The organism is Dankookia rubra (assembly GCF_004355005.1).
In the GTDB taxonomy this organism is placed as follows: Bacteria; Pseudomonadota; Alphaproteobacteria; order Acetobacterales; family Acetobacteraceae; genus Paracraurococcus; species Paracraurococcus ruber_A.
In genome coordinates, this window is sequence record NZ_SMSJ01000034.1 from 1 (window position 1) to 25,515 (window position 25,515).

Genomic DNA, 25,515 nt, shown 5'->3' on the forward strand with positions numbered 1-25,515 from the left:
CCTGGTCCTGCGGCAGCGCGGCGTTGATCTCGTCATAGGTGACATAGCCCCGCTCCTTCCCGCGGGTGATCAGCTTCTTGACCGCGGCCATCATGGTGTCGAGCAGAACGCCCTCCACCACGTCGTCGCGGGTCTCGACCGTATCCGTGCCGCCGGTGACCTTGCTCGCCATACCGTCCGCTCCATCAACGCGCCCTGCGCCCGCCCCCGCGGGGTGCAGTTGCGATGCCCTCTACCCTATGGTGTCCGCACGCGGTGCCCCGGAGGGGCCGCCCGAAGCGGGGCCAGCCGCGGCCCGGATCGTCGCTTCCTCGGTCGTGACCTCGGACTCGCCGCCCCGAAGGACGGCAAGCGCCTCCGACAGGCGGATCAGGCGCTGCTGCGCCGCCGGGTCGTTGGTCTCCACCAGCAGCCTTTGCGCCTCGGCCCGATCCTCGACCAGTTCCGCCTCGCCCCGCAGCAGCCCGAAGAAATGCCACCAGCCATCCAGCGCCTCTTTCGGCTGGGCCGCGGGTTGCGCCGCGGCGCAGAGCCCAGGAGCCCGGGTGGCCCAGGTGGCGGCATTCTCCATCCCGTCATTGGCGAGGTGGCGCGCCAGCGCTGCCGAGTCAAGGAGTTCAGCCCCGGCAAGCCAACCGAGCAGGGACGCGCGCAGCGCCTGGCAGTCGCCCTCCGGCAGGTCCAGCGCCATCAGCGACTCCTCCACCTCCGGCAGCAGCAGCGGGTGGCGGAGCAGGATGGCGAGCAGGTTGCGGGCCCGCTCCAGCCTGATGCCCGGCGGGTCTATCGCGGGCCGCTGCAGGCCGGGAACGCCCATCGGCGGCTCGCGCCGCCACGTCGCGCCGCCTTCCCGGCGGGGCGGCCGACGGGCGCCCGCGGGCGGTATCGGCCGCCGGCCGGCCTCGAAGAAGCGGTCCAGCAGGGCACGGCGGTATTCGCCGGCCAGCATCCGGTCGGGGATGAGGCGCGCCACCTCCTCCAGCCTGGCCCGCAGCGCCGCCCGCTGTTCCGGTGTCTCGCGCGGCTTGCCCGCGGTCACCAGCTCATAGAGCGCGACCGAGAGCGGCCGTGCCGCATCCAGCACCGGCTGGAAGGCCGCGGCACCGCCCTTGCGGACCAGGGTGTCGGGGTCCTCGCCGCCGGTCAGGGTCGCCAGCTTCAGGCTGCGCTCCGGGCTCAATAGCGGCAGCGCCAGCTCGGCCGAACGGGCCGCGGCGCGGGCGCCGGCACCATCGCCGTCGAAGCAGAGCACCGGCTCGGGCGTCAGCTGCCAGAGCAGTTCCAGCTGCTCGGCGGTCAGCGCCGTGCCGAGCGGGGCGACCGCGCCGCCGAAACCGGCCTGGTGCAGGGCGATGACGTCCATGTAGCCCTCGACCACCAGCACCGGGGCGCCGCGGAAGGCGGCGTCCCGCGCCAGGTCGAGGCCGTAGAGGCCGCGGCGTTTGGAAAACAGCTCGGTCTCCGGCCCGTTGACGTATTTCGGCTGGCCGTCGCCCAGGGTCCGGCCGCCGAAGGAGATGGTGCGGCCGCGGCGGTCACGGATCGGGAACATCACCCGGCCGAAGAACATGTCGGACAGGCCGGCGGCGGGATCGTCCGGGTCACGCGGCTTCATCAACCCGGCGGCGACCAGCTGGGCCGGCTCGATCCCCTCCGGCTTCAGCTCGGCGGCCAACGCTCCCCTGCCCTCGCCGGACCAGCCGAGGCCGAAGCGGGCGATGGTCTCGTCGGTCAGGCCGCGGCGGCGCAGGTAATCGAGCGCCGCGCGCCCCTCCGGCAGGAACAGCCGGCGCCGATAGGCCGCCTCGGCGAGCGAGAGGACGCCATGGAGGTCGCGCGCCCGCTTCTCCCGCGCCGCCGCCTGGGGGGTCGGCTTCGGCACCTCCAGCCCGGCCTCGGCGGCCAGCCGTTCGACCGCTTCGGGGAAGGAGGCGCCTTCCGCCCGCATGAGGAAAGTGATGGCGTCGCCATGCGCGCCGCAGCCGAAGCAATGGAAATGGTCGTCGTAGACGTAGAAGCTCGGCGACTTCTCGTTGTGGAAGAGACAGCAGCCCTTCCACTGGCGACCGTTGCGCGCCAGCCGCGTCTTGCGGCCGATCAGCCCGTGCAGCGGGGTCCGGGCGCGCAGCTCATCGAGGAATTGCGGGGGAAGGGCCATGGCGTCCTGGCACTCTAGCCGCCCCGGCCCCGCCCCGCATCACCCCTGCACGATTCAGCCGCCGAGCGCGGCCTTCACCATAGGCCCGGCCTTGCCAAGATCCATGGTCGCCGCATGCTTCGCCCGGAGCACGGCCATGACCTTGCCCATCTCCTTGATGGAGGTCGCGCCCGATTCGGCGATGGCCTCGCGGATGGCGGCCTCGGCCGCCGCCGCGTCCATTTGCTGCGGCAGGAAGCTCTCGATCACCGCGATCTCCGCCTCCTCCTTCGCCGCCAACTCCTCCCGGCCGCCCTGCCGGTAGAGCTCGACGCTCTCCCGGCGGGACTTGGCCATGCCGCGCAGCATGGCGACGATCTGCTCCTCCGGCACCGCGGTGACGCCGGAGGGCCGGGCGGCGATGTCGGTGTCCTTCAGCTTCGCGGTGATCATGCGCAGGGTGGAGGTGGTGGCGGCGTCGCGCGCCAGCATGGCGGTCTTGAGCGCCGCGGTGAACCGGCTGCGGAGATCCTCGGCCATGGGGCGTTCCTTGTCAGGTGATCGGCTGGCTCCGGCGCTGTAGCATGGCGGGCCGGCATCGCCATGGGGCGGCTGGTTCGGGGGCGGCCACCTGGGAAACCACTTCCCAGCAGCCGAATTCGGATTGAACTGGGAAGTGCTTTCCCACATATCCCACCCCATGCGGACGGTCGAAGACATTATTACCCTGCTCGGTGGCCCGGAGGCCGCGGCGCAGCGTTGCAGCATCGGGACCGAGGCGGTGCGCAAGTGGCGCCAGGCCCGCGCCATTCCGCCCCGCCATTGGCCCGCCATCCTGGCGGCTACCGGCCTGTCCCTCGCCGAGCTTCCCGGCGCCCCCGAGACCCGTGCGGAGACCACGATGCCCCAGCCCGACACCGCCCCCGACTCCGTCCCGGACGGCGCGACCGCTTGCCTCGTGCTCGGCGATGGCAGCGTCCATTGGGGCATCGGCTTCGGCGCGCATACCCCCGCCGGCGCCGCCCCGGTGGCGGAGGTCTGCTTCAACACCGGCATGACCGGCTACCAGGAAACGCTGACCGACCCGTCCTATGCCGGGCAGATCATCACCTTCACCTTCCCGCATATCGGCAATGTCGGCACCAACCCCGAGGACCTCGAGGCGGCGACCCCGGTCGCCCGCGGCCTGGTGGTCAAGCAGGACTTGACCGAGCCGGCCAACTACCGCTCCACCCGGCATCTCGATCTTTGGCTGAAGAGCCATGACGTGCCGGGTATCGCCGGGCTCGACACCCGCGCGCTGACTCTGCGCATCCGCGACGGCGGCGCGCCGAACGGCGTGCTGTGCTTCCCGGCCGATGGCCGGTTCGACTTGGCCGCGCTGCGCGCCCAGGCGGCCGGCTGGCCGGGCCTCGAGGGCATGGACCTGGCCAAGGAGGTCTCCTGCCGCCAAGCCTATGGCTGGAGTGAGACCGAATGGGCCTGGCCAGCCGGCTTCGGCACCCAGACGCAGCCGAAGCACAAGGTGGTCGCGGTGGATTACGGCGCGAAGCGCAACATCCTGCGCTGCCTGGCCGCCGCCGGCCTCGAGGTCACGGTGGTGCCGGCGACGGCGACCGCCGAGGAGATCCTGCGGCACGCGCCGGACGGCGTTTTCCTGTCCAACGGCCCCGGCGACCCGGCGGCGACCGGCGAATACGCGGTGCCGGTGATCCGCGAGGTGATGGACCGCAAGGTGCCGGTCTTCGGCATCTGCCTCGGCCACCAGCTGCTTGGCCTCGCCCTCGGCGGCTCCACCTATAAGCTGGACCGCGGCCATCGCGGCGCCAACCAGCCGGTCAAGGACCTGACCACCGGCCGGGTCGAGATCACCAGCCAGAACCACGGCTTCGCGGTCGATGAGCGGAGCCTGCCGTCCAATGTCCGCGTGACGCATGTCTCGCTCTTCGACGGCTCGAACGAGGGCCTCGCGGCGACCGACCGGCCGGCCTTCTCGGTGCAGTACCACCCCGAAGCGAACCCCGGCCCGACCGACAGCCATTACCTGTTCCACCGCTTCGTCGAACTGATCGAGAAGCACAAGGGAGGCTGAGAACAATGTTCGACCTGAAGGGGCGTGTCGGCCTCGTCACCGGCGGCAATGGCGGCATCGGGCTCGGCCTGGCGCGCGGCCTGGCAAAGGCCGGCGCGGCGGTGATGGTGGCCGGCCGCAATGCCGAGAAGAACGACGCGGCGGTGGCCGAGCTGCGGGCGCTCGGCGCCGAGGCGGATGCGGTGGTCGTCGACGTGACTGAGGAGGCCAGCGTCAACGCCATGGTCACCGCGACCGCGAAGCGCTTCGGCCGGCTCGACATCCTGGTGAACAACGCCGGCATCAACATCCGCAACAAGCCCGAGGTCTACGAATTGGCCGACTGGCACAAGGTGATCGCCACCAACCTGACCAGCGCCATGCTGGCCAGCAAGGCGGCGCATCCGCACCTGAAGGCGGGCGGGCATGGGCGCGTCATCAACAACGGCTCCATGCTGTCGATCTTCGGCCTGCCCTTCCATGCCGCCTACGGCGCGTCCAAGGGCGGCGTGGTGCAGATGACCAAGTCCATGGCGGTGGCCTGGGGCCCGGACGGCATCACCGTGAACTGCCTGCTGCCCGGCTGGATCGACACCGACCTGACCCGCAAGGCGCGCACCGACATGCCGGCGCTGAACGACAACGTCATGGCCCGCACGCCGAAGGGCCGCTGGGGCGACCCCAAGGACTTCGAAGGCATCGCCGCCTTCCTCGGCTCGGATGCCAGCGCCTTCATCACCGGCGTCGCCATTCCGGTGGATGGCGGATTCTCCGTCAACGGCTGACCCGTGCCCTCCGCCGAGACGCTGCTCGTCTTCGCCGCCCTGTCGCTCGGCCTCGCGCTGACGCCGGGGCCGAACATGCTCTACCTCGTTTCCCGCTCACTGGCGCAGGGGACCGGGGCGGGCATGGTCTCGCTCGTCGGCTGCCAGGCCGGGTCGCTGGCGATCATGCTGGCCGCCGCGGCCGGGATCACCGCGGCGCTGGTCGCGGTGCCCTATGCCTGGGACGTGCTGCGGCTCGGCGGCGCGGCCTACTTGGCTTTCCTCGCCTGGCAATGCCTCCGCCCCGGCGGCCAGCCGCTGTTCGCCCCGCGGCCGATGCCGCGGGAGCCGGGCGCGCGGCTCTTCGCGGTCGGCTTCGCCACGGCGGCGCTGAACCCAAAGGTGGCGCTGTTCTACATGGCGGTGCTGCCGCCCTTCATCGATCCGGCGCGGGGCGATGTGTTCCTGCAGGGCGCGCTGCTCGGCGCCATCCAGATCGCCGTCTGCACGGCCTTCGATGCCGTCCTTGTCTGGGGTGCCGCGGCCACCGCGCGTTTCCTCGGCGAAAGGCCGGCCTGGCTGGCAGCGCAGCGCTGGGTGCTCGGCGCCGCGCTCGGCCTGCTCGCGGTAAAGCTGGCGACACAGGGACGCGCGGCATGACGCTGGTTTTCATCGCGCTGCTGGCGCTGTCCTGGACCGGGCTCTCGCTCGCTATCCTGGCCATGCTGATGAAGCGCATGGCGCCGCCGCGCCAGGCAGCCTGGCGGGCCTTCGGTCTCAGCTTGGTCTTCAACACGATCAGCGCCGCCTATGCCTCGCCCGGCGAGCCGCTCTCGGCCGTCCTGCTGATCCTTGCCTGCCATGCCCTGCTGCTGCCGCCTCTGCTGCTGGCGGCGCGGCGGGAGGAGCAGCGCCGATGACCCGGCCGCTCCTGTTTACGGCGCTGGCCATGCTCTCGGCCTGCGCCACCACGGCCACGCCGGAACAGCGCCGCGCACAATGCGAAGCCGAGCGTACCCGCCGCGGCATCTCCCGCCTGCTGCCGCCCGAGACCCGCCAGTCGCCCGACTGCGCCCCTGCTTCACGCTGACGACCGGAACGCCCCCATGCCGAAGCGCACCGACATCAAGTCCATCCTCATCATCGGCGCCGGCCCGATCGTCATCGGCCAGGCCTGCGAGTTCGACTATTCCGGCGCCCAGGCCTGCAAGGCGCTGCGGGCGGAGGGCTACCGAGTGATCCTGGTGAATTCCAACCCGGCGACGATCATGACCGATCCCGGCCTGGCGGATGCCACCTATGTCGAACCCATCACGGTGGAGATGGTCGAGAAGATCATCGCCAAGGAACGGCCGGACGCGTTGCTGCCGACCATGGGCGGGCAGACCGCGCTGAACACCTCGCTCAAGCTGGCGGAGGCCGGCGTGCTGGCGAAATACGGCTGCGAGCTGATCGGCGCCAAGGCCGAGGTTATCGACAAGGCCGAGGATCGGCTGAAATTCCGCGACGCCATGACCAAGATCGGCATCGAGAGCCCGCGCAGCGCCATTGCCCATACGATGGACGAGGCCCGCGCCGCGCTCGACCTGGTCAAGCTGCCCTGCGTCATCCGGCCGAGCTTCACCCTCGGCGGCACCGGCGGCGGCATCGCCTACAACCGGGAAGAGTTCGAGCAGATCGTCGCCGCCGGCCTCGATGCCTCGATGACCAACGAGGTGCTGGTCGAGGAGAGCGTGCTGGGGTGGAAGGAGTACGAGATGGAGGTGGTCCGCGACAGCGCGGACAATTGCATCATCATCTGCTCGATCGAGAACCTGGACGCCATGGGCGTCCATACCGGCGACTCGGTGACCATCGCTCCGGCGCTGACGCTCACGGACAAAGAGTACCAACGGATGCGCGATGCCAGCATCGCCTGCCTCAGGGAGATCGGCGTCGATACCGGCGGGTCGAACGTGCAGTTCGGCATCAACCCCGCCGATGGGCGCATGGTGGTGATCGAGATGAACCCGCGGGTCTCGCGCTCCTCGGCGCTGGCCTCGAAGGCGACCGGCTTCCCCATCGCCAAGATCGCGGCGAAGCTGGCCGTCGGCTATACGCTCGACGAGCTCAAGAACGACATCACCATGGTGACGCCGGCCAGCTTCGAGCCAACGATCGACTATGTCGTGGTGAAGATCCCCCGCTTCACCTTCGAGAAATTCCCCGGCACCCCGGCGACGCTGACCACCAGCATGAAGTCCGTGGGCGAGGCGATGGCGATCGGCCGCAACTTCGCCGAAGCCTTGCAGAAGGGTCTGCGCAGCCTGGAGACCGGCTTCTCCGGCCTCGATGAGGTTCCGGCCCCCGGCGACGGCACCGCGCAGGCCTTCCACGCCGCGCTGGCGACGCCGACACCCGACCGCATCCTGATGGCGGCGCAGGCAATGCGCGCCGGCGTCTCGACCGAGGAGATCCACGAGGCATCGAAATTCGATCCATGGTTCCTGCGCGAGGTCGAGAAGATCGTCGCGGCGGAAGCCGTGGTGAAGGCCGAGGGCTTGCCGAGGACCGCGACCGCACTGCGCCGGCTGAAGGCGCTCGGCTTCTCGGACAAGCGGCTGGGCCAGCTCGCCGGCCAGCCGGAGACGGCGGTCGAGGCGGCGCGCCAGCGGCTCGGCGTGGTGCCGGTCTTCAAGCGCATCGACACCTGCGCCGGCGAGTTCGCCTCCGATACGCCCTACATGTACTCGACCTTTGAGGGCGGCTTCGGCAAGCCGGAATGCGAGTCGCGGCCGACCGACAGGCGGAAGATCGTCATCCTCGGCGGTGGTCCGAACCGCATCGGCCAGGGCATCGAGTTCGACTATTGCTGCGTCCATGCCTGCTACGCGTTGAAGGATGCCGGCTTCGAGACCATCATGGTCAACTGCAACCCGGAGACGGTGAGCACCGACTACGACACCTCCGACCGGCTGTACTTCGAGCCGCTGACCGGCGAGGACGTGCTGTCTCTGCTGCGGAAGGAGCAGGAGAAGGGCACGCTGCTCGGCTGCATCGTGCAGTATGGCGGGCAGACGCCGCTGAAGCTGTCCCAGGCGCTGCACAAGGCAGGCATCCCGATCCTCGGCACCAGTGCCGAGGCGATCGACATCGCCGAGGACCGCGAGCGCTTCCAGCACCTGCTGAAGGGCCTCGGCCTGAAGCAGCCGCGGAACGGCACGGCGCGCACGCTCGACGAGGCGGTGATCGAAGCCGAGCGCATCGGCTATCCCGTGGTCGTGCGGCCCTCCTACGTGCTTGGTGGCCGCGCCATGGAGATCGCCTGGAATGCCGAGCAGCTGCGCCGCTTCGGCCAGGAGGCCGTGAAGGTTTCCGGCGAGAACCCCATCCTCATCGACCAGTACCTGGCCGATGCGATCGAGGTCGACGTCGACTGCATCGCCGATGCCGATGGCATGGTCTATGTCGCCGGCGTCATGGAGCATATCGAGGAAGCCGGCATCCATTCCGGCGACAGTGCCTGCTCGCTGCCGCCCTACTCGCTGCCGCCCGCCATCGTGACCGAGCTGAAGGCGGAGACCGAAGCGATGGCCCGGGCGCTGAAGGTCGTTGGCCTGATGAACGTGCAGTACGCTGTCAAGGACGGCGAGATCTACGTGCTCGAGGTCAACCCGCGCGCGTCGCGGACCGCGCCCTTCGTCGCCAAGGCGACCGGCGTGCCGGTGGCCAAGATCGGCGCCCAGGTGATGGCAGGGGCGAAGCTGGCCGAATTCGGCCTCGACGGCGACGCGGTCTACCGGCATGTCGCGGTCAAGGAGGCGGTCTTCCCCTTCAACCGCTTCCCCAATGTCGACGTCATCCTCGGCCCCGAGATGAAGTCGACCGGCGAGGTCATGGGCCTAGACACCAGCTTCGAGCGGGCCTTCGCCAAGTCGCAGCTCGGCGCCGGGGTGAAGCTGCCGCTGGCCGGCACCGCCTTCATCTCGGTCAAGGAGACCGACAAGCCGGCAGCGGTGGTGCTTGCACGGCGGCTGATCGACATGGGCTTCGCGGTGGTGGCCACCCGCGGCACCGCGGCGCGCATCCGCGACGCCGGCCTCGCCTGCGAGATCATTAACAAGGTGCTGGAAGGCCGGCCGCACTGCGTCGATGCCATCAAGTCCGGCGACATCCAGCTGGTGATCAACACCACCGGCGGCGGGCAGTCGGTGGCGGACAGCTTCGACATCCGCCGCTCGGCACTCACCCAAGGCATTCCGCACTACACCACGGCGGCGGGCGCCCGGGCCGCGGTGCATGCGATTGCCGCGCTCCGGGCCGGCACCCTTGATGTAGCGCCGCTGCAGTCCTATTTTACCCGTTCATTCTGAGCCGATGGTGGCGGCATCCGGCGCGATTCGCTGGGCATGCGGTTCTGCGGCAGCGCCCGGCGGCACGGAATCAGGGCCCTGCCTGCCCGGCTTCCCTCCGCTACCCGGACCCAGTGCTTGGCCCTGGGCCGGTGTCGCTGCGGGACGGGTAAAAAAGTTTTGGTCGCATTCCGGCAGGCGAGACGCGCAGACTTCGCCTGACGTTGCTCGAAGGAAGGGCTTGCCGTGCAGAAGTTCCCCATGACCGCGGAAGGTCTGGCGAAACTCGAGGAGGAACTGAAGCTCCTGAAGGGCGAGGAACGCCCGGCGGTGATCCGCGCAATCGCTGAGGCCCGCGCCCATGGCGACCTCTCCGAAAATGCCGAATACCATGCGGCGCGGGAGAAGCAGTCCTTCATCGAGGGCCGGATCGCCGAGCTCGAGACCATCGTCCCGGCCGCCGAGGTGATCGACATCTCGAAGCTGTCGGGCGACCAAGTGAAGTTCGGCGCCCGCGTCACCGTGGTCGACGAGGAGACCGAGGAGGAGAAGACCTACCGGATCGTCGGCGCCTACGAGGCCGACATGAAGGTCAATTCGATTTCGATCTCCTCGCCGCTCGCCAAGGCGCTGATCGGCAAGAAGGTCGGGGACAGCGTCGAGGTCCCGGCCCCCGGCGGCGCCCGGGCCTATGAGATCACGGCGGTTGCCTACCGCTGAGGTCGTCTTGCTGCGGCGCAGCAAAGGGCTTCGCCCACGTTGTGGATTGGGTCTATAGGCGGCGTTCCGAGACGAACCGCCGCTAAGGATCTCTGCCTTGCCCCTGCGCGCCCTGGCCATGGACGGTGCCGCCGCACCCGTCCCTGTCACGCTTGCCGATGTGCGGGCCGCCGCGGCGCGGATCGAGGGTGCCATCCTCCGCACCCCGACCCTGCCCTCGCATGCCGTCTCCCAAGCGACCGGGGCCAGGGTCTTTCTCAAGCTCGACAACCTCCAGGCGACCGGCGCCTTTAAGGAACGCGGCGCGGCCAACCGCATCGCCCTGCTGACGGCGCGGGAAAGGGCGGCGGGCGTCATCGCCATGTCGGCCGGCAACCATGCCCAGGCCGTCGCGCGGCATGCCGCGCTGGCCGGGATCGCGGCGACCATCGTCATGCCGAAATTCACGCCCGTCACCAAGGTGGTGCGCACCGAGGGCTGGGGCGCCCGCGTCGTGCTGCATGGCGAGACACTGGCCGAATCGGCCGCCCATGCGCATGAGCTGGCGCTGCGCGACGGGCTCACCTTCATCCATCCCTATGACGACCCCGGGGTCATCGCCGGCCAGGGCACCATGGTGCTGGAGATGCTGGAGGATGCCCCGGCGCTCGACGCGCTGGTCTTCCCGGTCGGCGGCGGCGGGTTGCTGACCGGCTGCGCCTCGGCCGCCCGCGAGCTGCGCCCCGGCCTGCCGGTCTATGGCGTGGAGGTCGAAGGCTACCCGGCCATGGCACAGCGCCTGGCCGGCCGCCCGGTCGCGGTCGGCGGCCCGACCATCGCCGAAGGCATCGCGGTGCGCGACGTCGGGGAGTTGCCGCTGGCGCTGTTGCGGCAAATGGGGGTCGAGGTGCTGGTGGTGCCGGAACGGGCTGTGGAACAAGCGATCGCCTTGCTGGCCGAGGGTGCCAAGGTGGTCTCCGAAGGCGCCGGAGCCGCGGGCTTGGCTGCGATCCTCACCTTCCCCGAGCGATTCGCGGGCAAGTCCGTAGGAACCGTGGTCTGCGGCGGCAACATCGACGCCCGCATCCTGGCCAACGTCCTGCTCCGCAACCTGCTGCGGGACGGCCGGATCCTGCGGCTCCATCTCGACATCCCGGACCGGCCGGGCGTGCTGGCGGATATCGCCACGCGGGTGGCCGCCGCCGGCGGCAATGTCATCGAGGTCAGCCACCAACGGCTCTTTGCCGCTCCCTCCGTGCAGAGCGCCGAGCTGGAGCTGATGGTCGAGGTGCGCGACACCGCCCAGGGCAACGCGATCGTTGCAGCGCTGGAAGCCGGGCAATACGTGGTGCGGCGGGGATAGGACGGGTCGTCGCGGCACCGGCTCAGCGGCCGGGATCGCTCCCGCCATGCCGGTCCATGTTGGGATCGTCCGGGAAGCCGGTGCCGCCGGTTCGCCCGCCGGCGCCCCAGCCGGGCAGGCTGCCCGGCCCGGTCGTGCCGCCGCCATGCACCATGCCGGACCCGGTCCCGCCCTGGTCCGGCATCGGCGAAGTCGCGGCGCCTGCCGCATCCACGCCGGGTTCCTCGTCATCCGGCACGCCGTCGCGCACATCGGCCAGGCGCAGACCGCCGACTACCATGGCGCGGGCCTCCTGCGCGGTGATGGTCAGGCGGACCTGGCCGGCCTCGGCCCGATCGACCAGATGCAGCGGCAAGGCGTGATGATGCCGGCCGCTGCCGTCCGGGTCGTCGCCGCTGGTCAGGCGGATATGGCCGGCTTCGAGGCGGTCCACGGTGCCGACATGGCCGCCATCGGCGCCGATGATTTCCATATGCTGGCGGATTTCGCCGGTGGTCGTCATGCCGCGTTGCTCCTGGCCGGTGGCAGGGAGAACGGCGAGGTAGCCCGATGGATGCCTGCGGCCGCCGCGGCGCCGGTCAGTCCCGCCGCAGCAGGGAGAGGCAGTCGAGCCCGGACACCCCGCCCCAGTCCATCACCACCTGCTGCGAGACGCCCAGCCCTTCCTTCCGGGCGTAGTGGGCGAACAGCGCCTGTGACATGAAATTCCGGCAGTGCGGCGCCAGCAGCCAGTCCTCCCCGCCGGTGTAGTTCGAATGGTGCAGGAAGGCCCGGGCACCCGGCGCCATGACCCGCCGCGCCTCAGCCAGATATGCGCGCACCACGTCGCTGTCGAAATGCACCATGGCGTCGAAGCTGTAGAACAGCGTCACGCTGGCATCCGGCACGTCGCGCAGGTCGTAGCCGGTATTGGCGACGAAGGTGATGCGCGGATCTTCGCCGAAGCGGCGGCGGCAGAAGGCGATGTTCTCCGGCCGGATATCGACCAGGACCAGCCGCCCCGCCAAGGGCAGCAGCTTCGCCGCGTTCCGCCCGCGGCCGGTGGCAAGGTCCAGCACGCAGTCGAAGTCGGCACCGCGGAGGAAAGGCTCGATCATGCGCCAAAGCGGTGCGAAGCCTGCCTCCGCCGCATCGAAATAGGGGTGCTCGGGCAGCCAGATGTCGCCGGCATGGCGGGCCGCGGCATCCAGCCGCGACTCGGTCGGCACGGCGGTCGGCAGGTCGGGCATGAGCACTCCGGCGTCATCGGCGCCGGCGGGACTGCCCCACGGCGGACGGCGAGGCTGCGCCGTAGATGTCGCCGGAATCCTGCCGGATCGTGATCAAACGCTGATCGGCACCCCGGCGTCGTCCTTCGAGGTGCGGATGGTCTGCAGGGTCTGCACCCGCGCCACCTCGTCCGCCGCGGTCAGCTTCGAGGTCAGCGCATTCTCATGCGCCGTGTCCCGCGCCACCAGCCGCAGCAGGAAGTCGCCGCCGCCGCGGATCATGTGGCATTCCCGCACCTCCGGCCAGGCGCGCACCCGCTGCTCGAAGGCGCTCAGCATGGCCTCCTTCTGGCTCTCGAGGCCGACCAGGGCGAAGAAGGTGATCTCGTAGCCCAGTGCCACGGGGTCGAGGTCGGCGTAGTAGCCGCGGATGATCCGCTCCTCCTCCAGCCGGCGGACGCGGCGGAGGCAGGGCGGTGCCGAGAGGCCGACCCGGCGGGCCAGCTCCACGTTGGTCATCCGGCCATCGGCCTGCAGCTCCGCCAGGATCTGGCGATCCACCTCGTCGAGGGATGCGTCGGGTTCCGCACTCATGCTTTCATGATTCGTTGCCGTGAACTGGCTCTCGGCGCAATATCATTGCTGACAGTCCGCGCCGCAAGGCTTGTGCTTGTGGCCGGCCTCCTAGTGACAAATATGGGTCGTTCCGCCCAGATTGCCGGGAATCGAGCCTTGCCCAAGACCCACCGCACGCGCCTTCTCATCCTCGGGGCCGGACCAGCCGGCTATACGGCGGCGATCTATGCCGCGCGGGCCGGGCTGAAGCCCATCCTGGTCGCCGGCATGCAGCCCGGCGGGCAGCTCACCATCACCACGGATGTCGAGAACTATCCCGGCTTCGCCGAGACGGTCCAGGGCCCCTGGCTGATGGACCAGTTCAAGGCGCAGGCCGAGCACTGCGGCACGCAGATCATCCAGGACGTGGTGACCAGCATCGACCTTGCGGCCCGGCCGGTCCGGGCGGTAGGCGACTCGGGCGACACCTACATGGCCGAGAGCCTGGTCATCGCCACCGGCGCCCAAGCCCGCTGGCTCGGGATTCCCGGCGAGAAGGAGCTTTCAGGCTTCGGCGTCTCCGCCTGTGCCACCTGCGACGGCTTCTTCTTCCGCGGGAAGGACGTCGCCGTCATCGGCGGCGGCAATACCGCCGTGGAGGAAGCGTTGTACCTCTCGAACCTGGCGAAGCATGTCACCGTCATCCACCGCCGGGACGGCTTCCGTGCCGAGCGCATCCTGCAGGACCGGCTCTTCGCCAAGCCAAACGTCACCGTCGTATGGGACACGGTGGTCGAGGAAATGCTGGCGACCGAGGGCAGGTTCCGCGCCCTGCGCGCCATCCGCACCCGCAACATCAAGACCGCAGAGGCGGCTGAGATGCCCTTCGACGGGGTCTTCGTCGCCATCGGCCACGACCCCGCCACGACGCTGTTCCGCGGCCAGGTCGGGATGGATGCGGAAGGCTACATCGTGACCGAGCCGGGCAGCACCCGGACCAGCATCCCCGGCATCTTTGCCGCCGGCGACGTGCAGGACCGCATCTACCGACAGGCCGTCACCGCCGCCGGCACCGGCTGCATGGCGGCGCTGGAGGCGGAGAAGTGGCTGGCCCACATGCCAGCCGAGGCCGCTGCCATCGAAGCCTGGACCTGAGCCGGCGATGCCGCTCGACTGGGACAAGCTGCGGGTCTTCCACGCGGTTGCCGAGGCTGGGTCCTTCACCCATGCGGGGGAGACGCTGAACCTCAGCCAATCCGCCGTGTCGCGCCAGATCCAGGCGCTGGAGGAGGCGCTGCAGGTCCCGCTCTTCCATCGCCACGCCCGCGGCCTGATCCTGACCGAGCCGGGCGAGACGCTGAACCGGACGGTGCGCGAGGTCTTCGCCAAGTTGGCGATGACCGAGGCGCTGCTGACCGAGAGCCGCGAGCGCCCGGCCGGGCGCCTGAAGGTCACCAGCACCACCGGGTTCGGCAGCACCTGGCTGGCGCCACGGCTCTCGCGCTTCCTGCAGATTTACCCCGATGTCAGCGTCACGCTGCTGCTGGACGACAGTGACCTCGACTTGGCGATGCGCGAAGCAGACGTGGCCATCCGCATGCACCCGCCGCGGCAGCCGGACCTGATCCAGCGGCACCTCGCCAGCTTCGGCTGGCGGGTCTGCGGTGCCCCGGCCTACCTGAAGACCGCCGGCATGCCGCAGCGGGCGGAGGACCTCGACGCGCATCGGCTGATCGTCTGGGGTGACCACCGGCCGCCGATCGACGAGGTGAACTGGCTGAGCGAGGCCGGCCGCCGCCCCGGAGCGCCGCGACGCGCCGCAGTCGAGGTGAATAGCCTGACGGGCATGCTGCGGGCAGTGCAGAGCGGCCTCGGGCTGGCCGCCCTGCCGGACTACATGGGGGCCGAGCTGGACGGGCTGCTGCAGGTCCTGCCGGAGCTGAAGGCACCGCGCCTGGATGCCTATTTCGTCTACCCCGAGGAAATGCGCCATTCAAAGCGGGTCTCGGTTTTCCGAGACTTTCTGATCGCGGAACTGACCGGGAACAACTGATATGCAAGTTGCGCATGGGTGATGGTCACTTTGACCAAACCAGCATGGCAATGAGGGGTCTAGGCTTCCTCCTGTCCGGCCCATTTGGCCGTTCAGGGTAACTCGGGGCTTTGCCTCGAACCCCTTCGTCTCCCAGACGTGAAGCCTCCCTGTTGACTTCAGCCCGCTAGGCCAATGGCTTAGCGGGCATCTTTTTGCCCGGATGGCGGCTCGTTTACCGGCTGCTGGCCGGGTGCCGCGCCCGAAAGCCTTCTCCTCAATGGCTCGCGTTTCCGTGATTCGGTCGCGGAATGGTGGGAACCTATGCCAATGCAGTGACTTTGCCCTGCAAGAGGTCCCGTGCCGGCGAATGCCGTCGCGGCGACTTGCCATTGCGAGGGGGAATGAATTGCCCGCGATTACCACACAGACGGCCGGTCAAACAGCCTGGCCCCGCTGGCTGCTGCACCTCGCCCTGCTGGCTACCGTCGTGACCCTGGCCGGTCTCGCCATGCTTTGGTTGCAACGCAACCCGCTGCTCACCTCCTGGGACGAGGTGATGCATCAGAACAACTCCATGAGTGACGCGCTGCTGCTGCGCCATGGCAACCTGCCGGCCCTGCGTGATGCCTTTTTCCTGCAGAACCGCTGGCTGCCGCCCGGGCTCCGACTGATCGGCCTGCCAATCGCTGCCACCTTCTGGGACCAGGCACCGATCGCGCTGCGCATCGCCGCGGCCGTGCTGACCTTGCTGCCGCTGCCGATCATCTGGTTCGGCCTGCGCCCGGTGGCTGGCGCCGCGGGCGCGACCGCCGGCGCGCTGCTCTTCGCACTGACGCCGCAGAACCTAGTCGGCGCGCAGAGCTTCATGACGGAGACGGTGCTCCACCTTGCCGCAGCACTCGCCATGACGCTGCTGCTGCGGGAAGCGCTTGCGCCGCGCCCTGGGGCGTTGCGCCTCGCGCTGCTCGGCCCGGTGCTCGGACTCGGCGCGCTGTCGAAGCTGACCTTCCTGCCGACCATCGGCATCGTCTGGGTCGGCGTCGCGGCGTGGCGGCTGTGGCGGGACCGCGACGCGGCCGGCTTCGCGCTGCGGCTCGCCCTGCCCTCCATCGGCTTGGCCCTGGTCGCCTGGCCGCATTACCTGCTGAACATTCCGCGCTACCTCGCCTATGCCAAGGCGACTGCCGGCGGTTATGCCTACAACCCGGTGGAGGCAACCGGCCTCGACTTCGCCCGCTATGCCGTGGGTGACCTGGTCTGGGAGGTCTTCGGGCTCGGCGGCACCGCGCTGCTGCTAGCGGCGCTGGTGGCTGGATTCCTCGTTTGGCGACGGCTGGCGACGACCGAGTGGGCCTTCGTGCTGCTCGCCGCACTGGCCGCAGCGCCACCCTTCCTGGCGTTCCTGCTCTCCCGCAACCAGACCGAACGCTACATGGCGATCAGCTTGGTCATACTGGCCTTTCCCGCCGGCATCTTGCTGGGCACGGCGTTGCGCCAAGCGTCGGGCCTTGCCGCCCGGACCCTGGCCGGCACGGCCGGCGGCGCCGCGCTGGCCCAACTCGGCATGGCCTGGTGGGTGGCGCTGGCCGGTCCTGTCGAGGCACGCCCGCTGCGGCCGATGGTGGAAGCAGCCTGGCGACCGAATTTCGCCTGCGACTTCCATGCGCTGACCGCGCTGGTGCCGCCGGGGCATGCGGCGCCCCGGATCGGCCTCTTTGGCCTGACCCTCGCGGTCAACCCGCCCAACCTGCAACAGGCCTTCCTCCGCCGGGGGACACTCGCCAAGACAATCGAGATCCTGAACGACTCGGCGACCGAGGTGGACTGGGACCAGGTGTTGCGGGAGACGCGAAAGGTCGACCTCGTGGTGGTGCCAGAGGTGTTCTGGCACGGTGGCCGCGATCCGTTGAAGCCTGCCAGCATGCGCAATGTCGGCGACCGGTCGCTCGGCGACTACCGCGCGCGGCTGGCGGCCGAGCACCTGGTGGAGGACCGTGGCGCCATCGCTACCGGCCCCGACGACTATTGCACGGTACATGTCCTGGCCGTGCATCCGCCGCCCATCGCGCCCGAGGATGCGGAGCGGCTCCGGCCGCTGCGGCCGGAAGTGCATGCGGTAGCCGGTGGGACCTGACGCCTCGCTGTGACGTGACCCGGCCTTTGCGGCGCCGCAAGGCCGGGACCGCCCAATGCCGTGACGATCCCGGCCGACCGGGCGGGATTTGCATCATGGGCCTCGACAGGATTCGCAGTTTCATCCGGCGCAATGTCGTCGACACCGTACCGGATGCGATGGACATGTGCCTGAGCTGCGGCAAGCCTGCCTGCTCTGCCGCGGAATTCACCACCTGCGGGCCGCGCTTGGCCCGCGAAGCGGAGCTGCGGGAAGCGACGACGGACTATGCCGCCAGCACTGCCTCTGCCTCCCGCACCACGGCTTCGAGCGCCCCAGGCGCGAACGGGGAGGCCAGTCCAACCGAGTCGACCAATTCGGTGAAGGGCGCCGAGCCGCCACGGCCGCAGAGCGCGACATAGTCGGCCAGGGCCGCCACCGGATCCCGTCGTGACCGCACCCAGAACTGCATGGCGCAGCAGAGCGCGAGCGTATAGTCGATGTAGTAGAAGGGCGAGCGGAAGATGTGCGGCTTGGCCTGCCAGCGCCCGCCCATGGCCGGCCAGTCCAGGTCGCCGTAATCGGTCCAGGGCATGTAGCGTCGTTCCAGCCGTTGCCAGATGACGTGCCGCTCGGCCGGCGTAGCCTGCGGATCGGCATGGACCTCATGCTGGAAGTGGTCGACGCACACCCCATAGGGCAGGAAGGCAAGCGACGATTCCAGGTGCATGCGGCGGAAGCGCTCCGCGGCATCCTCTCCGACCAGCAGGCCCATATGCGGGTGGGTCAGGAACTCCAGCGACATGGAGTGGATCTCGGCGGCCTCCATGGTCGGCCACAGGTAGTCGATGCCCGGCTGGAAGCGGCTTTCCCAATTCTGGAAGGCATGCCCCATCTCGTGCGTGAAGACGCCGATATCATTGTGGGTGCCGTTGAAGTTGGCGAAGATGAATGGTGCGCCGAGGCTCGGGAAGCTGGTGCAGAAGCCGCCCCCCGCCTTGCCCGGCCGGTTCTTCAGGTCGGTGAAGCCGCCTTGCTCCATGAACCGCCAGAAGGCGCCGAGGCGCGGGTCCATCCGGTCGAACATCGTGCGTGCCTGAGTGCAGAGCGTGTCGTGACCGCCGACGGGCTTCGGGTTGCCCTCCGGGTCCACCAGCGCCTCGTCCCAGAAACGCAACACATCCCAGCCCCGGTCGCGCCGGCGCCGTTCCAGCAGCTTCGCCACCAGCGGCACGACATGCGCCGCCACCTCCTCACGGTAGCGGGCGACATCGGCGGCGTCGTAGTCGGTGCGGCGCATGCGGCGGTAGCCGAGTGGGATGTAGTTCTCGAAACCAAGCTTGCGGGCCATGCCGTGCCGCAGCCGCACCAAGTTGCCGTAGATCGCATCGAGCTCGGCGCCATGCGTGGCGAAGAAGCCCCAACGCATCGCCTCCGCCTGATGGCGGACGCTTCGGTCGGGGTCCTCGGCATACGGGGTGAGGCCGGAGAGGTTCACCACCTGACCGCCGATCCCGAGCTTCGCCGAGGCCAGGATCTCGGTGTAGCGGGCGCCGAGCCGCGATTCTTCCTCGAGGTCGGCGGCGATGGCCGGCTCGAAGGTGGTGATGTCCATTTCCCAGAGCCGCAGCGCGAAGCCGCCGGCAGTAGCGTTGAGCGCGGCGCGGTCCGGCAGCGCCAGCAGGCGACGCTTCAGCGCGGTCTCATACGCCGTGGCCACTGGGGAGAGCGCATCGGCATATTCCCGCGTCGCCCTCGCGGCCTCGCTCGTTGTGTCCTGCGAGAAGCGCAGATGCACCAGGGACGCCCAGCTGTCGTAGTCCCGCCGCCGGCGATCCCAGGCGGCGAGCGCTGCGGTGAGGTCGCCGACATCCAGCAAAGCGTCGATGGCAGCGTAATCATCGGCCAGGCTTTCGCGCGTCGGCTGCGGGAAAGCCAGATCGGAAAACCTTGGGATTGCGTTCATGCCGCTGCCGTGCCTGCTTCCGGTGAGGCCATCGGGGTAGCACGCCGCTGCGCCGGCAAAATAGGGGGTGGACAAAGCGGCGGCGGGCGCTAAAAGGCGCCTCCCGGACGGCGACCACGGTCGACCCCCGGCGGGCGCCTAGCTCAGTTGGTAGAGCAGCTGACTCTTAATCAGCGGGTCGTAGGTTCGAATCCTACGGCGCCCACCACCCCCCTTCCCTAGCCTTTCCGCTCCTTCATGGCGAAGACGCCGCTGACGCGCGCCACGCGCTTGCCGTCGGCGAACATCGTGCCCTCGGTGAAGGCCAAGCTGTGGCCCATGCGCGTCACCTGCGCGCGCACTTCCAGCCAGCAGCCTTCCTTCGGCGGGCCGATGAAGTCGACGGAAAGGTTCACCGTGGCCAGGCTGGCGCGCGGCAGCCCGGCCTGCTCCCGCGCCACCGCCACCGCATGCACCAGCGCCAGGTCGGCCAGGGTGGCAACGAATCCGCCATGCGCGCCGCCCATCGAATTGCTGTGCCGGTGCGCGACGCGGATGCCAAGTGCCGTGTGGTCCGCTGCCCGGTGCGACCAGAAGGGGCCGAGTTCCTGGGCATAGGGCCCGCCATGCGTGGCCGGTACGAAGCCTTTCGGGATGTCGGGGGCTGGAATGATGGTCTGGTCCATGTTGGCGTCCGCTTGCGCTGTTCAGCGCAACCTCGCCCGCCGGCGCCGCGCGGTCCAGCGGTCGTGTCAGGCCGCCGGATCGATCCTGCGCACGATCTCCCAGGCCCGCTCCGCCATCTCGCGGTAGCGATCGCGGTAGCCGATCGCCCGCGGGTCCGACGCATTGCCGTCCAGCGCCCGTCGCCAGACCCCGGCGACGATCGAGGCCAGCCGGAACATCGAGAAGACCACGAAAACGTCCAGAGCTTGCGGCAGCCCGCGGCCCATGAGCGCGCTGTAGCTGGTGACGAAGGTCCGCTCATCCGGGATGCCAGTGCCGCCCAGGTCCATGCCCGCCACGCCAGTCACGCCATCCGGCCCCGGATCGAAATGATAGGCCAGGCAGCAATACCCAAGATCGGCCAGCGGATGCCCGATCGTTGCCAACTCCCAGTCCAGCACCGCGACGATGCGCGGCTCGGTCGGGTGGATGATGAGGTTGCCGAGACGGTAATCACCATGCGCGATCGTCGCCGGCTCGTCGGGCGGGATGTGGCTGGCCAGCCAAGCGCCGAGCCGGTCCATCTCCGGCATCTCCTCGACCTTCGCCGCCTCCCATTGCCGCACCCAGAGATCGACTTGGCGCGGCATGTAGCCATCCGGCCGGCCAAAGCCCTCGAGCCCCGCGGCGCGCCAATCGACCTTGTGCAGCGCGGCCAGGACACGTGCCATGTCCTCGAAGATTGCCGCGCGGTCGGCGGGCGGCGCGGCCAGCGGCACGCGGTCGAAGAAGACGCGGCCAGGCACGTGGTCCATGACGAAGAACGACGTGCCGATGACGCGCTCGTCCTCGACCAGGATGCGGGCGCGCGGCACCGGCACATCGCTGCCTTCCAGCGCGCGCAGGATGCGGTACTCGCGCTCGATCGCATGCGCCCGCGGCAGCAGCTTGCCCGGTGGCTTCTTGCGCAGCACGTAATTGCCGGCACTCGTGGCGATGTGGAAGGTCGGGTTGGACTGGCCGCCCTGGAACTGCCGGACCTCGATCGGGTCGTCGAAGCCCGGCAGGTGCGGCGCGAGATGCCGCGCCAGCGCCGCCTCGTCAAAGCGGTGCCGGTCGAGGACCGGCACCAGTTCGGGCGTGCCCGACATGCGCTACTCCGCGGCCCGGGCCGCCTCGGTCCGCGCCGGCTTATACTTTGCCAATTCCATCCGACCGAGTTGGAAGCGATGCACCTCGTCCGGCCCGTCGACGATGCGCAGGGTGCGAGCGATCTTATAGAAATAGGCGAGCTGGAAATCCTCCGTCACGCCGCCGGCGCCATGCGCCTGGATCGCCCAGTCCACCACCTGGCAGGCCATCTCGGGCGCAGCCACCTTGATCTCGGCGATCTCCTTACGGGCTTCCTTGTTGCCCACCGTGTCCATGCGCCAGGCGGCGTGCAGCGTCAGCAGCCGAGCCTGGTCGATCAGGATGCGCGACTTGGCGATGCGCTCGATGGTCACGCCCTGCTCGGCCAACGGCTTGCCGAAGGGCTTGCGCTCGAGCGACCGCTTGCACATGAACTCCAGCGAGCGCTCGGCCAAGCCGATCGCCCGCATGCAGTGGTGGATGCGTCCCGGGCCGAGCCGCCCCTGGGCGATCTCGAAGCCGCGCCCCTCGCCGAGCAGGATGTTCTCGACCGGCACCCGGACGTTGTCGAAGACGATCTCGGCATGGCCGTGCGGCGCGTCGTCGAAGCCGAAGACCGGCAGCATGCGCTTGATCTGCAGGCCCGGCGTCTCGCGCGGCACCAGGATCATCGATTGCTGGCGGTACTTGTCCGGACTGTCCGGCGCGGTCTTGCCCATGACGATGAAGATCGCGCAACGCGGGTCGCCGGCGCCCGACGACCACCACTTGCGGCCGTTGATCACGTAGTGGTCGCCATCACGGGTGATGCGGGTCTGAATATTGGTGGCGTCGGACGAGGCGACCTCGGGCTCCGTCATGCTGAAGCAGGAGCGGATCTCGCCTTCCAGCAGCGGCGCCAGCCAGCGCTGCTTGTGCGCCTCGGTGCCGTAGCGGTGGATGGTCTCCATGTTGCCCGTATCCGGGGCGGAGCAGTTGAAGACCTCGGACGACCAGGGCACGCGGCCCATGATCTCGGCCAGCGGGGCGTATTCCAGGTTGGTCAGCCCGGCGCCGAGGTCGCTTTCGGGCAGGAAGAGGTTCCACAGCCCGGCGGCGCGCGCCTTGGGCTTGAGCTCCTCGATGATCGGCACCGGCTGCCAGCGATCGGGTGCGGCATCGATCTGATGGTGATAGGTGTGCTCGTTCGGGTAGATGTGGTCGTCGAAAAAGGCCAGCAGACGGGCGCGCAGCTGCTCGACCTTTTCGGTATAGGCGAAGTCCATGGCGTTCTTCCCTTCGGCCGGTCGTTTTCGCCGGCCAGCCTGACTCAGGGCGGCCGGCGCGGCAAGCCGCGCTTGCCAGCGGGGGCGGCTGCGGCCAGCCTGCGCGCATGGGGAGGAGACGCGCATGAGGGCGGTGCTGTGCCGGGAATTCGGGCCACCCGCGGCGCTGGCGCTGGGCGAGGTGCCGGCACCATGGCCAGGCAAGGGCGAGGTGCTGATCCGCGTCGAAGCGGCAGCGGTGAATTTCCCGGATACGCTGATCATCCAGGGCCGCTATCAGGCCAAGCCGGCCTTCCCTTTCGCCCCGGGCGGTGAAGTCGCCGGCAGGATCGAGGCACTGGGCGAGGCCGTGGCGGGTCCCGCCCCCGGCACCCGCGTTCTGGCGATGTGCGGCCATGGCGGTTTCGCCGAGTTGGCCTGCGCCCCGACCGAGAACGTCGTGGCGCTACCGAACGACATTGATGCGGTGACAGCTGCGTCTCTCTCTTACGCCTACGGCACCGTGCTGCATGCGCTGCGGGACCGTGCCGCCCTGCAGCCCGGCGAGACATTGCTGGTGCTGGGCGCCGGCGGGGGCGCCGGCATGGCGGCGTTGCAGGTGGCGCGCATCATGGGCGCGCGGGTGATCGCCGCGGCCTCTCCGTCCAAGCACGCCGCCTGCCTCGGGGCCGGCGCGGCGGCGGTCGTCGACTATGCCGCGGAGAACTGGCGGGACCGGATCAAGGCGCTGGCGCCCGCCGGCGTCGAGGTGGTGTTCGACGCAGTGGGCGGTCCCTATGCCGAACCCGCGCTGCGCTCCATCGCCTGGGGCGGGCGCTACCTGGTCGTGGGCTTTGCCGCCGGCGACATTCCCCGCATCCCCTTGAACCTCGCCCTGCTGAAGGGTTGCGACATCCTCGGCGTGCTCTACGGCACTCATGTGAAGCGGGAGCCCGAAGCTAACCGCGCCTTGATGGCGCAGCTCTTCGAATGGATCGCCGCGGGTGCGCTGAAGCCCGCGATCGCGCATGTATGGCCACTGGACCGCGCCGCAGAGGCACTGGAACTGCTGGTGGCGCGCCAAGTGACAGGCAAGATCGTGCTGACGACCTAGCTCTTGAGGATAAGCCCGTCCACTGCGATGATACGGTCCCCAGCGCAGATCAGCGGATTGACGTCGACCTCCGCGATGCGATCGCGCTGGTCGGCGGCGAGTTCGGAGACGCGCCGGATGACGCCGACCAGGGCCGACTGGTCCACAGTAGCCATCCCTCGGAAGCCTTCCAGCAGCCGATGGCCCTTCAGACGGCGCAGCATGGCGCGCGCTTCGTCCTCGCCGACCGGCGCAAGCGCCGTGGCGGTGTCCCGCAGCAGTTCGACGAAGATGCCGCCGAGGCCGACAACGACCATCGGCCCGAACAGCGGATCGCGCCGCGCGCCCACCACAATCTCCAGCCCCTCCGGCACCATCGGCTGCACCAGCACGCCCTTGATGCGCGCGCCGGGCACGCCGCTGGCGGCATTGGCCATGACGGCGGCATGGCCCTCCCGCACCGCAGCCGCATCGCGCAGGCCGAGGCGGATGGCGCCGGCCTCGGTCTTGTGCGGGATGTCGGGCGATTCGACCTTGAGCACCACAGGGAAGCCAAGCGCCGTTGCCGCGGCCACCGCCGCATCGGCATCACCGACCAGCCGTTCACCTACCACCGGGACGCCATAGATCGCGAGCACTGCCTTCGCCTCGCGCTCGGTCAACGTGGCGCTGCCGGCCGCATCCAGCAGCGCCGCTGCCTGCCCCGTGGCCTCCGGTGAGGAAAGCCGGGACGTCTTGCCAGGACCTGCCGCGCGCCGTGTCGCCCTGCCCTGCCAAGCAGCCAGTGCCGCGAAGCAGCGGTCCATTGAGCGGAACACCCCGACCTGTGGATTGGCCTCGGCCGCCATCGCACCTGGGCCTTCGAGCCATTCGGGCAGCCAGACCACTGCCGCAGCCTTGCCGTGCTGTGCCGCAAGCTCACCCAGCAGGGCAAAGCGCGGCGTGGCGAAGTCGTAGGCATAGCCGTTCGGCAGCACCACTGCGCCGTAGGCTGGGTCGGCGCAGAGTGCGTCGGCACAGGCGCGCAGCGACTCCGGATCGTTCAGCACCTGCGCGGTGATGTCGACCGGATTGCGGGAGGAGCCGAATTCGGGGATCCGCGCATCGAGCACCGCCCTCGCTGCCGGCCCGGGCTGGGGCAGCGTCACCCCATGCACCTCCGCCTTGTCGGCCGCCATGATCGCGGCACCGCCAGAGGTCGAGACCACCGCGATGCCCGGCGCACGGCAGGGTGGCGCCTTGGCGAGGAAGGCGGCGGTTTCCAGCAAAGCGTCGAAATTCTCCACCGTCACCGCGCCGGCCCGGCCGAAGGCGGCGCGGTAGGCGGCATCCGACCCGGCAAGCGATCCGGTATGTGACAACGCCGCCGCCGCACCCTGCTCCCCAGTGGCGAGCTTATAGACCACCAGCGGCTTGTCGGCGGCCAAGGCGATCTCCGCCGCTTCCGCCAACCGCATCGGATCTGCCATGCCTTCGAAGACGCAGGCGATAGCGGCGCAGGCCGGATCCTCGGCCAGGGCGGCCACTCCATCGGCGACGTCCACATCGGCCGAATTGCCGCAAGCCAGCACGCGGCTGATGGCGACGCCCCGTTCCACGCCCTGCGCCAGGGCGAAGCCCAGATTGCCGGACTGGCTGACGATGCCGACCGCGGCGCGCCCCGGCGCAGCCGCCGGCCGTGGCACCGCGGCGAAGCTGATGGTCGCACCGCCGGCATAGTCCAGCATGCCGATGCAATTCGGCCCGACCAGCCGCACGCCGCCTTCGTGCGCGACGGCGGCGATGCGCGCCTGGAGTGCGATGCGGTCCTCCCGGCCGGTTTCGGCGAAGCCGGCGGCGTAGACGATCGCGGCGCCGACGCCGGCGGCGACGCAATCCTGCACCACGCCCTCGACCGCCTCCATCGGCGCGGCGACCACCGCGATGTCCGGCACCTCCGGAAGCGCGGCGATCGCGGCATGGCAGGGCAGCCCACCCAGCGTCTGGTAGCGCGCATTCACCAGGTGCACCCGGCCCTGGAACTGCGCCAGGTTGAGTTGCGTGCGCTCGCCAAAGGACCCGGCGCGCTCGGAAGCGCCGATGATGGCGATGCTCTGCGGGTTCAGCAGCCGGGCGAGGTCGGCAGCGCGGTAGAGCGGACGCGATGTGGCCACGGTGGGT

23 protein-coding genes and 1 tRNA gene are annotated in these 25,515 nt (G+C 69.6%); 13 read left to right on the forward strand and 11 right to left on the reverse strand.

The window, feature by feature from the left end:
* The 3 genes from E2C06_RS40355 to E2C06_RS20875 form a co-directional block, all read right to left on the reverse strand.
* The coding region (locus tag E2C06_RS40355) for an RNA polymerase sigma factor region1.1 domain-containing protein (RefSeq protein ID WP_133290553.1) at nt 1-172 on the reverse strand (172 nt) is incomplete at its 3' end.
* Nucleotides 173-232: 60 nt separating this feature from the next.
* A complete protein-coding gene (dnaG, locus tag E2C06_RS20870) occupies nt 233-2,158 on the reverse strand; it encodes a DNA primase (protein ID WP_133290554.1) in 1,926 nt (641 codons plus the stop codon).
* A gap of 54 nt (nt 2,159-2,212) precedes the next feature.
* Nucleotides 2,213-2,677, reverse strand: coding sequence for a GatB/YqeY domain-containing protein (locus E2C06_RS20875; protein ID WP_133290555.1), 465 nt, complete (start codon nt 2,675-2,677; stop codon nt 2,213-2,215).
* 160 nt (nt 2,678-2,837) lie between these two features.
* Here E2C06_RS20875 and carA point away from each other — a divergent pair, with 160 nt between their 5' ends.
* The 8 genes from carA (at nt 2,838) to E2C06_RS20910 (ending at nt 11,365) form a co-directional block, all read left to right on the forward strand.
* A complete protein-coding gene (carA, locus tag E2C06_RS20880; RefSeq protein WP_133290556.1) occupies nt 2,838-4,229 on the forward strand; it encodes a glutamine-hydrolyzing carbamoyl-phosphate synthase small subunit in 1,392 nt (463 codons plus the stop codon).
* A 5-nt stretch (nt 4,230-4,234) separates the two neighbouring features.
* Entirely contained in the window at nt 4,235-4,993 is a 759-nt protein-coding gene (locus E2C06_RS20885; protein WP_133290557.1) for an SDR family NAD(P)-dependent oxidoreductase, read from the forward strand.
* Between the two features lie 3 nt (nt 4,994-4,996).
* Nucleotides 4,997-5,632, forward strand: coding sequence for a LysE family translocator (locus tag E2C06_RS20890; protein WP_133290558.1), 636 nt, complete (start codon nt 4,997-4,999; stop codon nt 5,630-5,632).
* Nucleotides 5,629-5,892: a hypothetical protein gene (locus tag E2C06_RS20895; RefSeq protein WP_133290559.1), complete on the forward strand. Its 264-nt coding sequence runs from the start codon at nt 5,629-5,631 to the stop codon at nt 5,890-5,892. The genes E2C06_RS20890 and E2C06_RS20895 overlap by 4 nt, the downstream gene beginning before the upstream one ends.
* Nucleotides 5,889-6,062 carry a hypothetical protein gene (locus E2C06_RS37745; protein ID WP_165982527.1) on the forward strand — a complete coding sequence of 58 codons (174 nt, stop codon included), beginning with the start codon at nt 5,889-5,891 and terminating at the stop codon, nt 6,060-6,062. The genes E2C06_RS20895 and E2C06_RS37745 overlap by 4 nt, the downstream gene beginning before the upstream one ends.
* 16 nt (nt 6,063-6,078) lie before the next feature.
* Nucleotides 6,079-9,324, forward strand: a complete 3,246-nt coding sequence (gene carB / locus E2C06_RS20900; protein ID WP_133290560.1) for a carbamoyl-phosphate synthase large subunit — start codon at nt 6,079-6,081, stop codon at nt 9,322-9,324.
* Between the two features lie 225 nt (nt 9,325-9,549).
* Nucleotides 9,550-10,023: a transcription elongation factor GreA gene (gene greA, locus E2C06_RS20905; RefSeq protein ID WP_133290561.1), complete on the forward strand. Its 474-nt coding sequence runs from the start codon at nt 9,550-9,552 to the stop codon at nt 10,021-10,023.
* A gap of 118 nt (nt 10,024-10,141) precedes the next feature.
* Entirely contained in the window at nt 10,142-11,365 is a 1,224-nt protein-coding gene (locus tag E2C06_RS20910) for a threonine ammonia-lyase (protein WP_133290605.1), read from the forward strand.
* Nucleotides 11,366-11,387: 22 nt separating this feature from the next.
* On the opposite strand, the gene E2C06_RS20915 is transcribed toward E2C06_RS20910, so the two are convergent.
* From E2C06_RS20915 to E2C06_RS20925, 3 genes are all read right to left on the reverse strand, one after another.
* Entirely contained in the window at nt 11,388-11,867 is a 480-nt protein-coding gene (locus E2C06_RS20915) for a DUF2171 domain-containing protein (protein WP_133290562.1), read from the reverse strand.
* Between the two features lie 76 nt (nt 11,868-11,943).
* Nucleotides 11,944-12,594: a class I SAM-dependent methyltransferase gene (locus tag E2C06_RS20920; RefSeq protein ID WP_133290563.1), complete on the reverse strand. Its 651-nt coding sequence runs from the start codon at nt 12,592-12,594 to the stop codon at nt 11,944-11,946.
* Nucleotides 12,595-12,687: 93 nt separating this feature from the next.
* Complete coding sequence (locus E2C06_RS20925; protein WP_133290564.1) at nt 12,688-13,167, reverse strand: Lrp/AsnC family transcriptional regulator; 480 nt, start codon at nt 13,165-13,167, stop codon at nt 12,688-12,690.
* A 102-nt stretch (nt 13,168-13,269) separates the two neighbouring features.
* On the opposite strand from E2C06_RS20925, the gene trxB reads away from it, so the two are divergent.
* From trxB to E2C06_RS20940, 3 genes are all read left to right on the forward strand, one after another.
* Complete coding sequence (gene trxB, locus E2C06_RS20930; RefSeq protein ID WP_133290565.1) at nt 13,270-14,283, forward strand: thioredoxin-disulfide reductase; 1,014 nt, start codon at nt 13,270-13,272, stop codon at nt 14,281-14,283.
* 7 nt (nt 14,284-14,290) lie between these two features.
* The gene (locus E2C06_RS20935; RefSeq protein WP_133290566.1) at nt 14,291-15,181 is read left to right on the forward strand and encodes a LysR family transcriptional regulator; all 891 of its coding nucleotides are present in this window, start codon (nt 14,291-14,293) and stop codon (nt 15,179-15,181) included.
* 388 nt (nt 15,182-15,569) lie between these two features.
* Nucleotides 15,570-17,297, forward strand: coding sequence for a glycosyltransferase family 39 protein (locus tag E2C06_RS20940; RefSeq protein WP_165982528.1), 1,728 nt, complete (start codon nt 15,570-15,572; stop codon nt 17,295-17,297).
* Nucleotides 17,298-17,562: 265 nt separating this feature from the next.
* On the opposite strand, the gene E2C06_RS20945 is transcribed toward E2C06_RS20940, so the two are convergent.
* On the reverse strand, nt 17,563-19,242 hold the full coding sequence (locus E2C06_RS20945) for a M3 family oligoendopeptidase (RefSeq protein ID WP_133290568.1): 1,680 nt from the start codon (nt 19,240-19,242) through the stop codon (nt 17,563-17,565).
* 132 nt (nt 19,243-19,374) lie between these two features.
* On the opposite strand from E2C06_RS20945, the gene E2C06_RS20950 reads away from it, so the two are divergent.
* A tRNA-Lys gene (locus tag E2C06_RS20950) sits at nt 19,375-19,450 on the forward strand.
* A 10-nt stretch (nt 19,451-19,460) separates the two neighbouring features.
* Here E2C06_RS20950 and E2C06_RS20955 read toward each other — a convergent pair.
* From E2C06_RS20955 to E2C06_RS20965, 3 genes are all read right to left on the reverse strand, one after another.
* The gene (locus E2C06_RS20955) at nt 19,461-19,907 is read right to left on the reverse strand and encodes a PaaI family thioesterase (RefSeq protein WP_133290569.1); all 447 of its coding nucleotides are present in this window, start codon (nt 19,905-19,907) and stop codon (nt 19,461-19,463) included.
* A 66-nt stretch (nt 19,908-19,973) separates the two neighbouring features.
* Nucleotides 19,974-21,038 (reverse strand): phosphotransferase, encoded by a 1,065-nt coding sequence (locus E2C06_RS20960; RefSeq protein WP_133290570.1) that lies wholly within the window; start codon nt 21,036-21,038, stop codon nt 19,974-19,976.
* Between the two features lie 3 nt (nt 21,039-21,041).
* Nucleotides 21,042-22,283, reverse strand: coding sequence for an acyl-CoA dehydrogenase family protein (locus tag E2C06_RS20965; RefSeq protein WP_133290571.1), 1,242 nt, complete (start codon nt 22,281-22,283; stop codon nt 21,042-21,044).
* 124 nt (nt 22,284-22,407) lie between these two features.
* On the opposite strand from E2C06_RS20965, the gene E2C06_RS20970 reads away from it, so the two are divergent.
* Complete coding sequence (locus E2C06_RS20970; RefSeq protein ID WP_133290572.1) at nt 22,408-23,376, forward strand: NADPH:quinone oxidoreductase family protein; 969 nt, start codon at nt 22,408-22,410, stop codon at nt 23,374-23,376.
* Here E2C06_RS20970 and E2C06_RS20975 read toward each other — a convergent pair.
* Nucleotides 23,373-25,508 (reverse strand): acetate--CoA ligase family protein, encoded by a 2,136-nt coding sequence (locus E2C06_RS20975; protein WP_133290573.1) that lies wholly within the window; start codon nt 25,506-25,508, stop codon nt 23,373-23,375. The genes E2C06_RS20970 and E2C06_RS20975 overlap by 4 nt on opposite strands.
* Nucleotides 25,509-25,515 lie beyond the last annotated feature (7 nt).

What these genes read in the sequence shown, in the direction of transcription:
- dnaG (WP_133290554.1), bottom strand. Translation starts at nt 2,158, where the DNA reads ATGGCCCTTCCCCCGCAATTCCTCGATGAGCTGCGCGCCCGGACCCCG.
- E2C06_RS20875 (WP_133290555.1), bottom strand. Translation starts at nt 2,677, where the DNA reads ATGGCCGAGGATCTCCGCAGCCGGTTCACCGCGGCGCTCAAGACCGCC.
- carA (WP_133290556.1), top strand. Translation starts at nt 2,838, where the DNA reads ATGCGGACGGTCGAAGACATTATTACCCTGCTCGGTGGCCCGGAGGCC.
- E2C06_RS20885 (WP_133290557.1), top strand. Translation starts at nt 4,235, where the DNA reads ATGTTCGACCTGAAGGGGCGTGTCGGCCTCGTCACCGGCGGCAATGGC.
- E2C06_RS20895 (WP_133290559.1), top strand. Translation starts at nt 5,629, where the DNA reads ATGACGCTGGTTTTCATCGCGCTGCTGGCGCTGTCCTGGACCGGGCTC.
- E2C06_RS37745 (WP_165982527.1), top strand. Translation starts at nt 5,889, where the DNA reads ATGACCCGGCCGCTCCTGTTTACGGCGCTGGCCATGCTCTCGGCCTGC.
- carB (WP_133290560.1), top strand. Translation starts at nt 6,079, where the DNA reads ATGCCGAAGCGCACCGACATCAAGTCCATCCTCATCATCGGCGCCGGC.
- E2C06_RS20910 (WP_133290605.1), top strand. Translation starts at nt 10,142, where the DNA reads ATGGACGGTGCCGCCGCACCCGTCCCTGTCACGCTTGCCGATGTGCGG.
- E2C06_RS20915 (WP_133290562.1), bottom strand. Translation starts at nt 11,867, where the DNA reads ATGACGACCACCGGCGAAATCCGCCAGCATATGGAAATCATCGGCGCC.
- E2C06_RS20920 (WP_133290563.1), bottom strand. Translation starts at nt 12,594, where the DNA reads ATGCCCGACCTGCCGACCGCCGTGCCGACCGAGTCGCGGCTGGATGCC.
- E2C06_RS20925 (WP_133290564.1), bottom strand. Translation starts at nt 13,167, where the DNA reads ATGAGTGCGGAACCCGACGCATCCCTCGACGAGGTGGATCGCCAGATC.
- trxB (WP_133290565.1), top strand. Translation starts at nt 13,270, where the DNA reads ATGGGTCGTTCCGCCCAGATTGCCGGGAATCGAGCCTTGCCCAAGACC.
- E2C06_RS20935 (WP_133290566.1), top strand. Translation starts at nt 14,291, where the DNA reads ATGCCGCTCGACTGGGACAAGCTGCGGGTCTTCCACGCGGTTGCCGAG.
- E2C06_RS20945 (WP_133290568.1), bottom strand. Translation starts at nt 19,242, where the DNA reads ATGAACGCAATCCCAAGGTTTTCCGATCTGGCTTTCCCGCAGCCGACG.
- E2C06_RS20955 (WP_133290569.1), bottom strand. Translation starts at nt 19,907, where the DNA reads ATGGACCAGACCATCATTCCAGCCCCCGACATCCCGAAAGGCTTCGTA.
- E2C06_RS20960 (WP_133290570.1), bottom strand. Translation starts at nt 21,038, where the DNA reads ATGTCGGGCACGCCCGAACTGGTGCCGGTCCTCGACCGGCACCGCTTT.
- E2C06_RS20965 (WP_133290571.1), bottom strand. Translation starts at nt 22,283, where the DNA reads ATGGACTTCGCCTATACCGAAAAGGTCGAGCAGCTGCGCGCCCGTCTG.
- E2C06_RS20970 (WP_133290572.1), top strand. Translation starts at nt 22,408, where the DNA reads ATGAGGGCGGTGCTGTGCCGGGAATTCGGGCCACCCGCGGCGCTGGCG.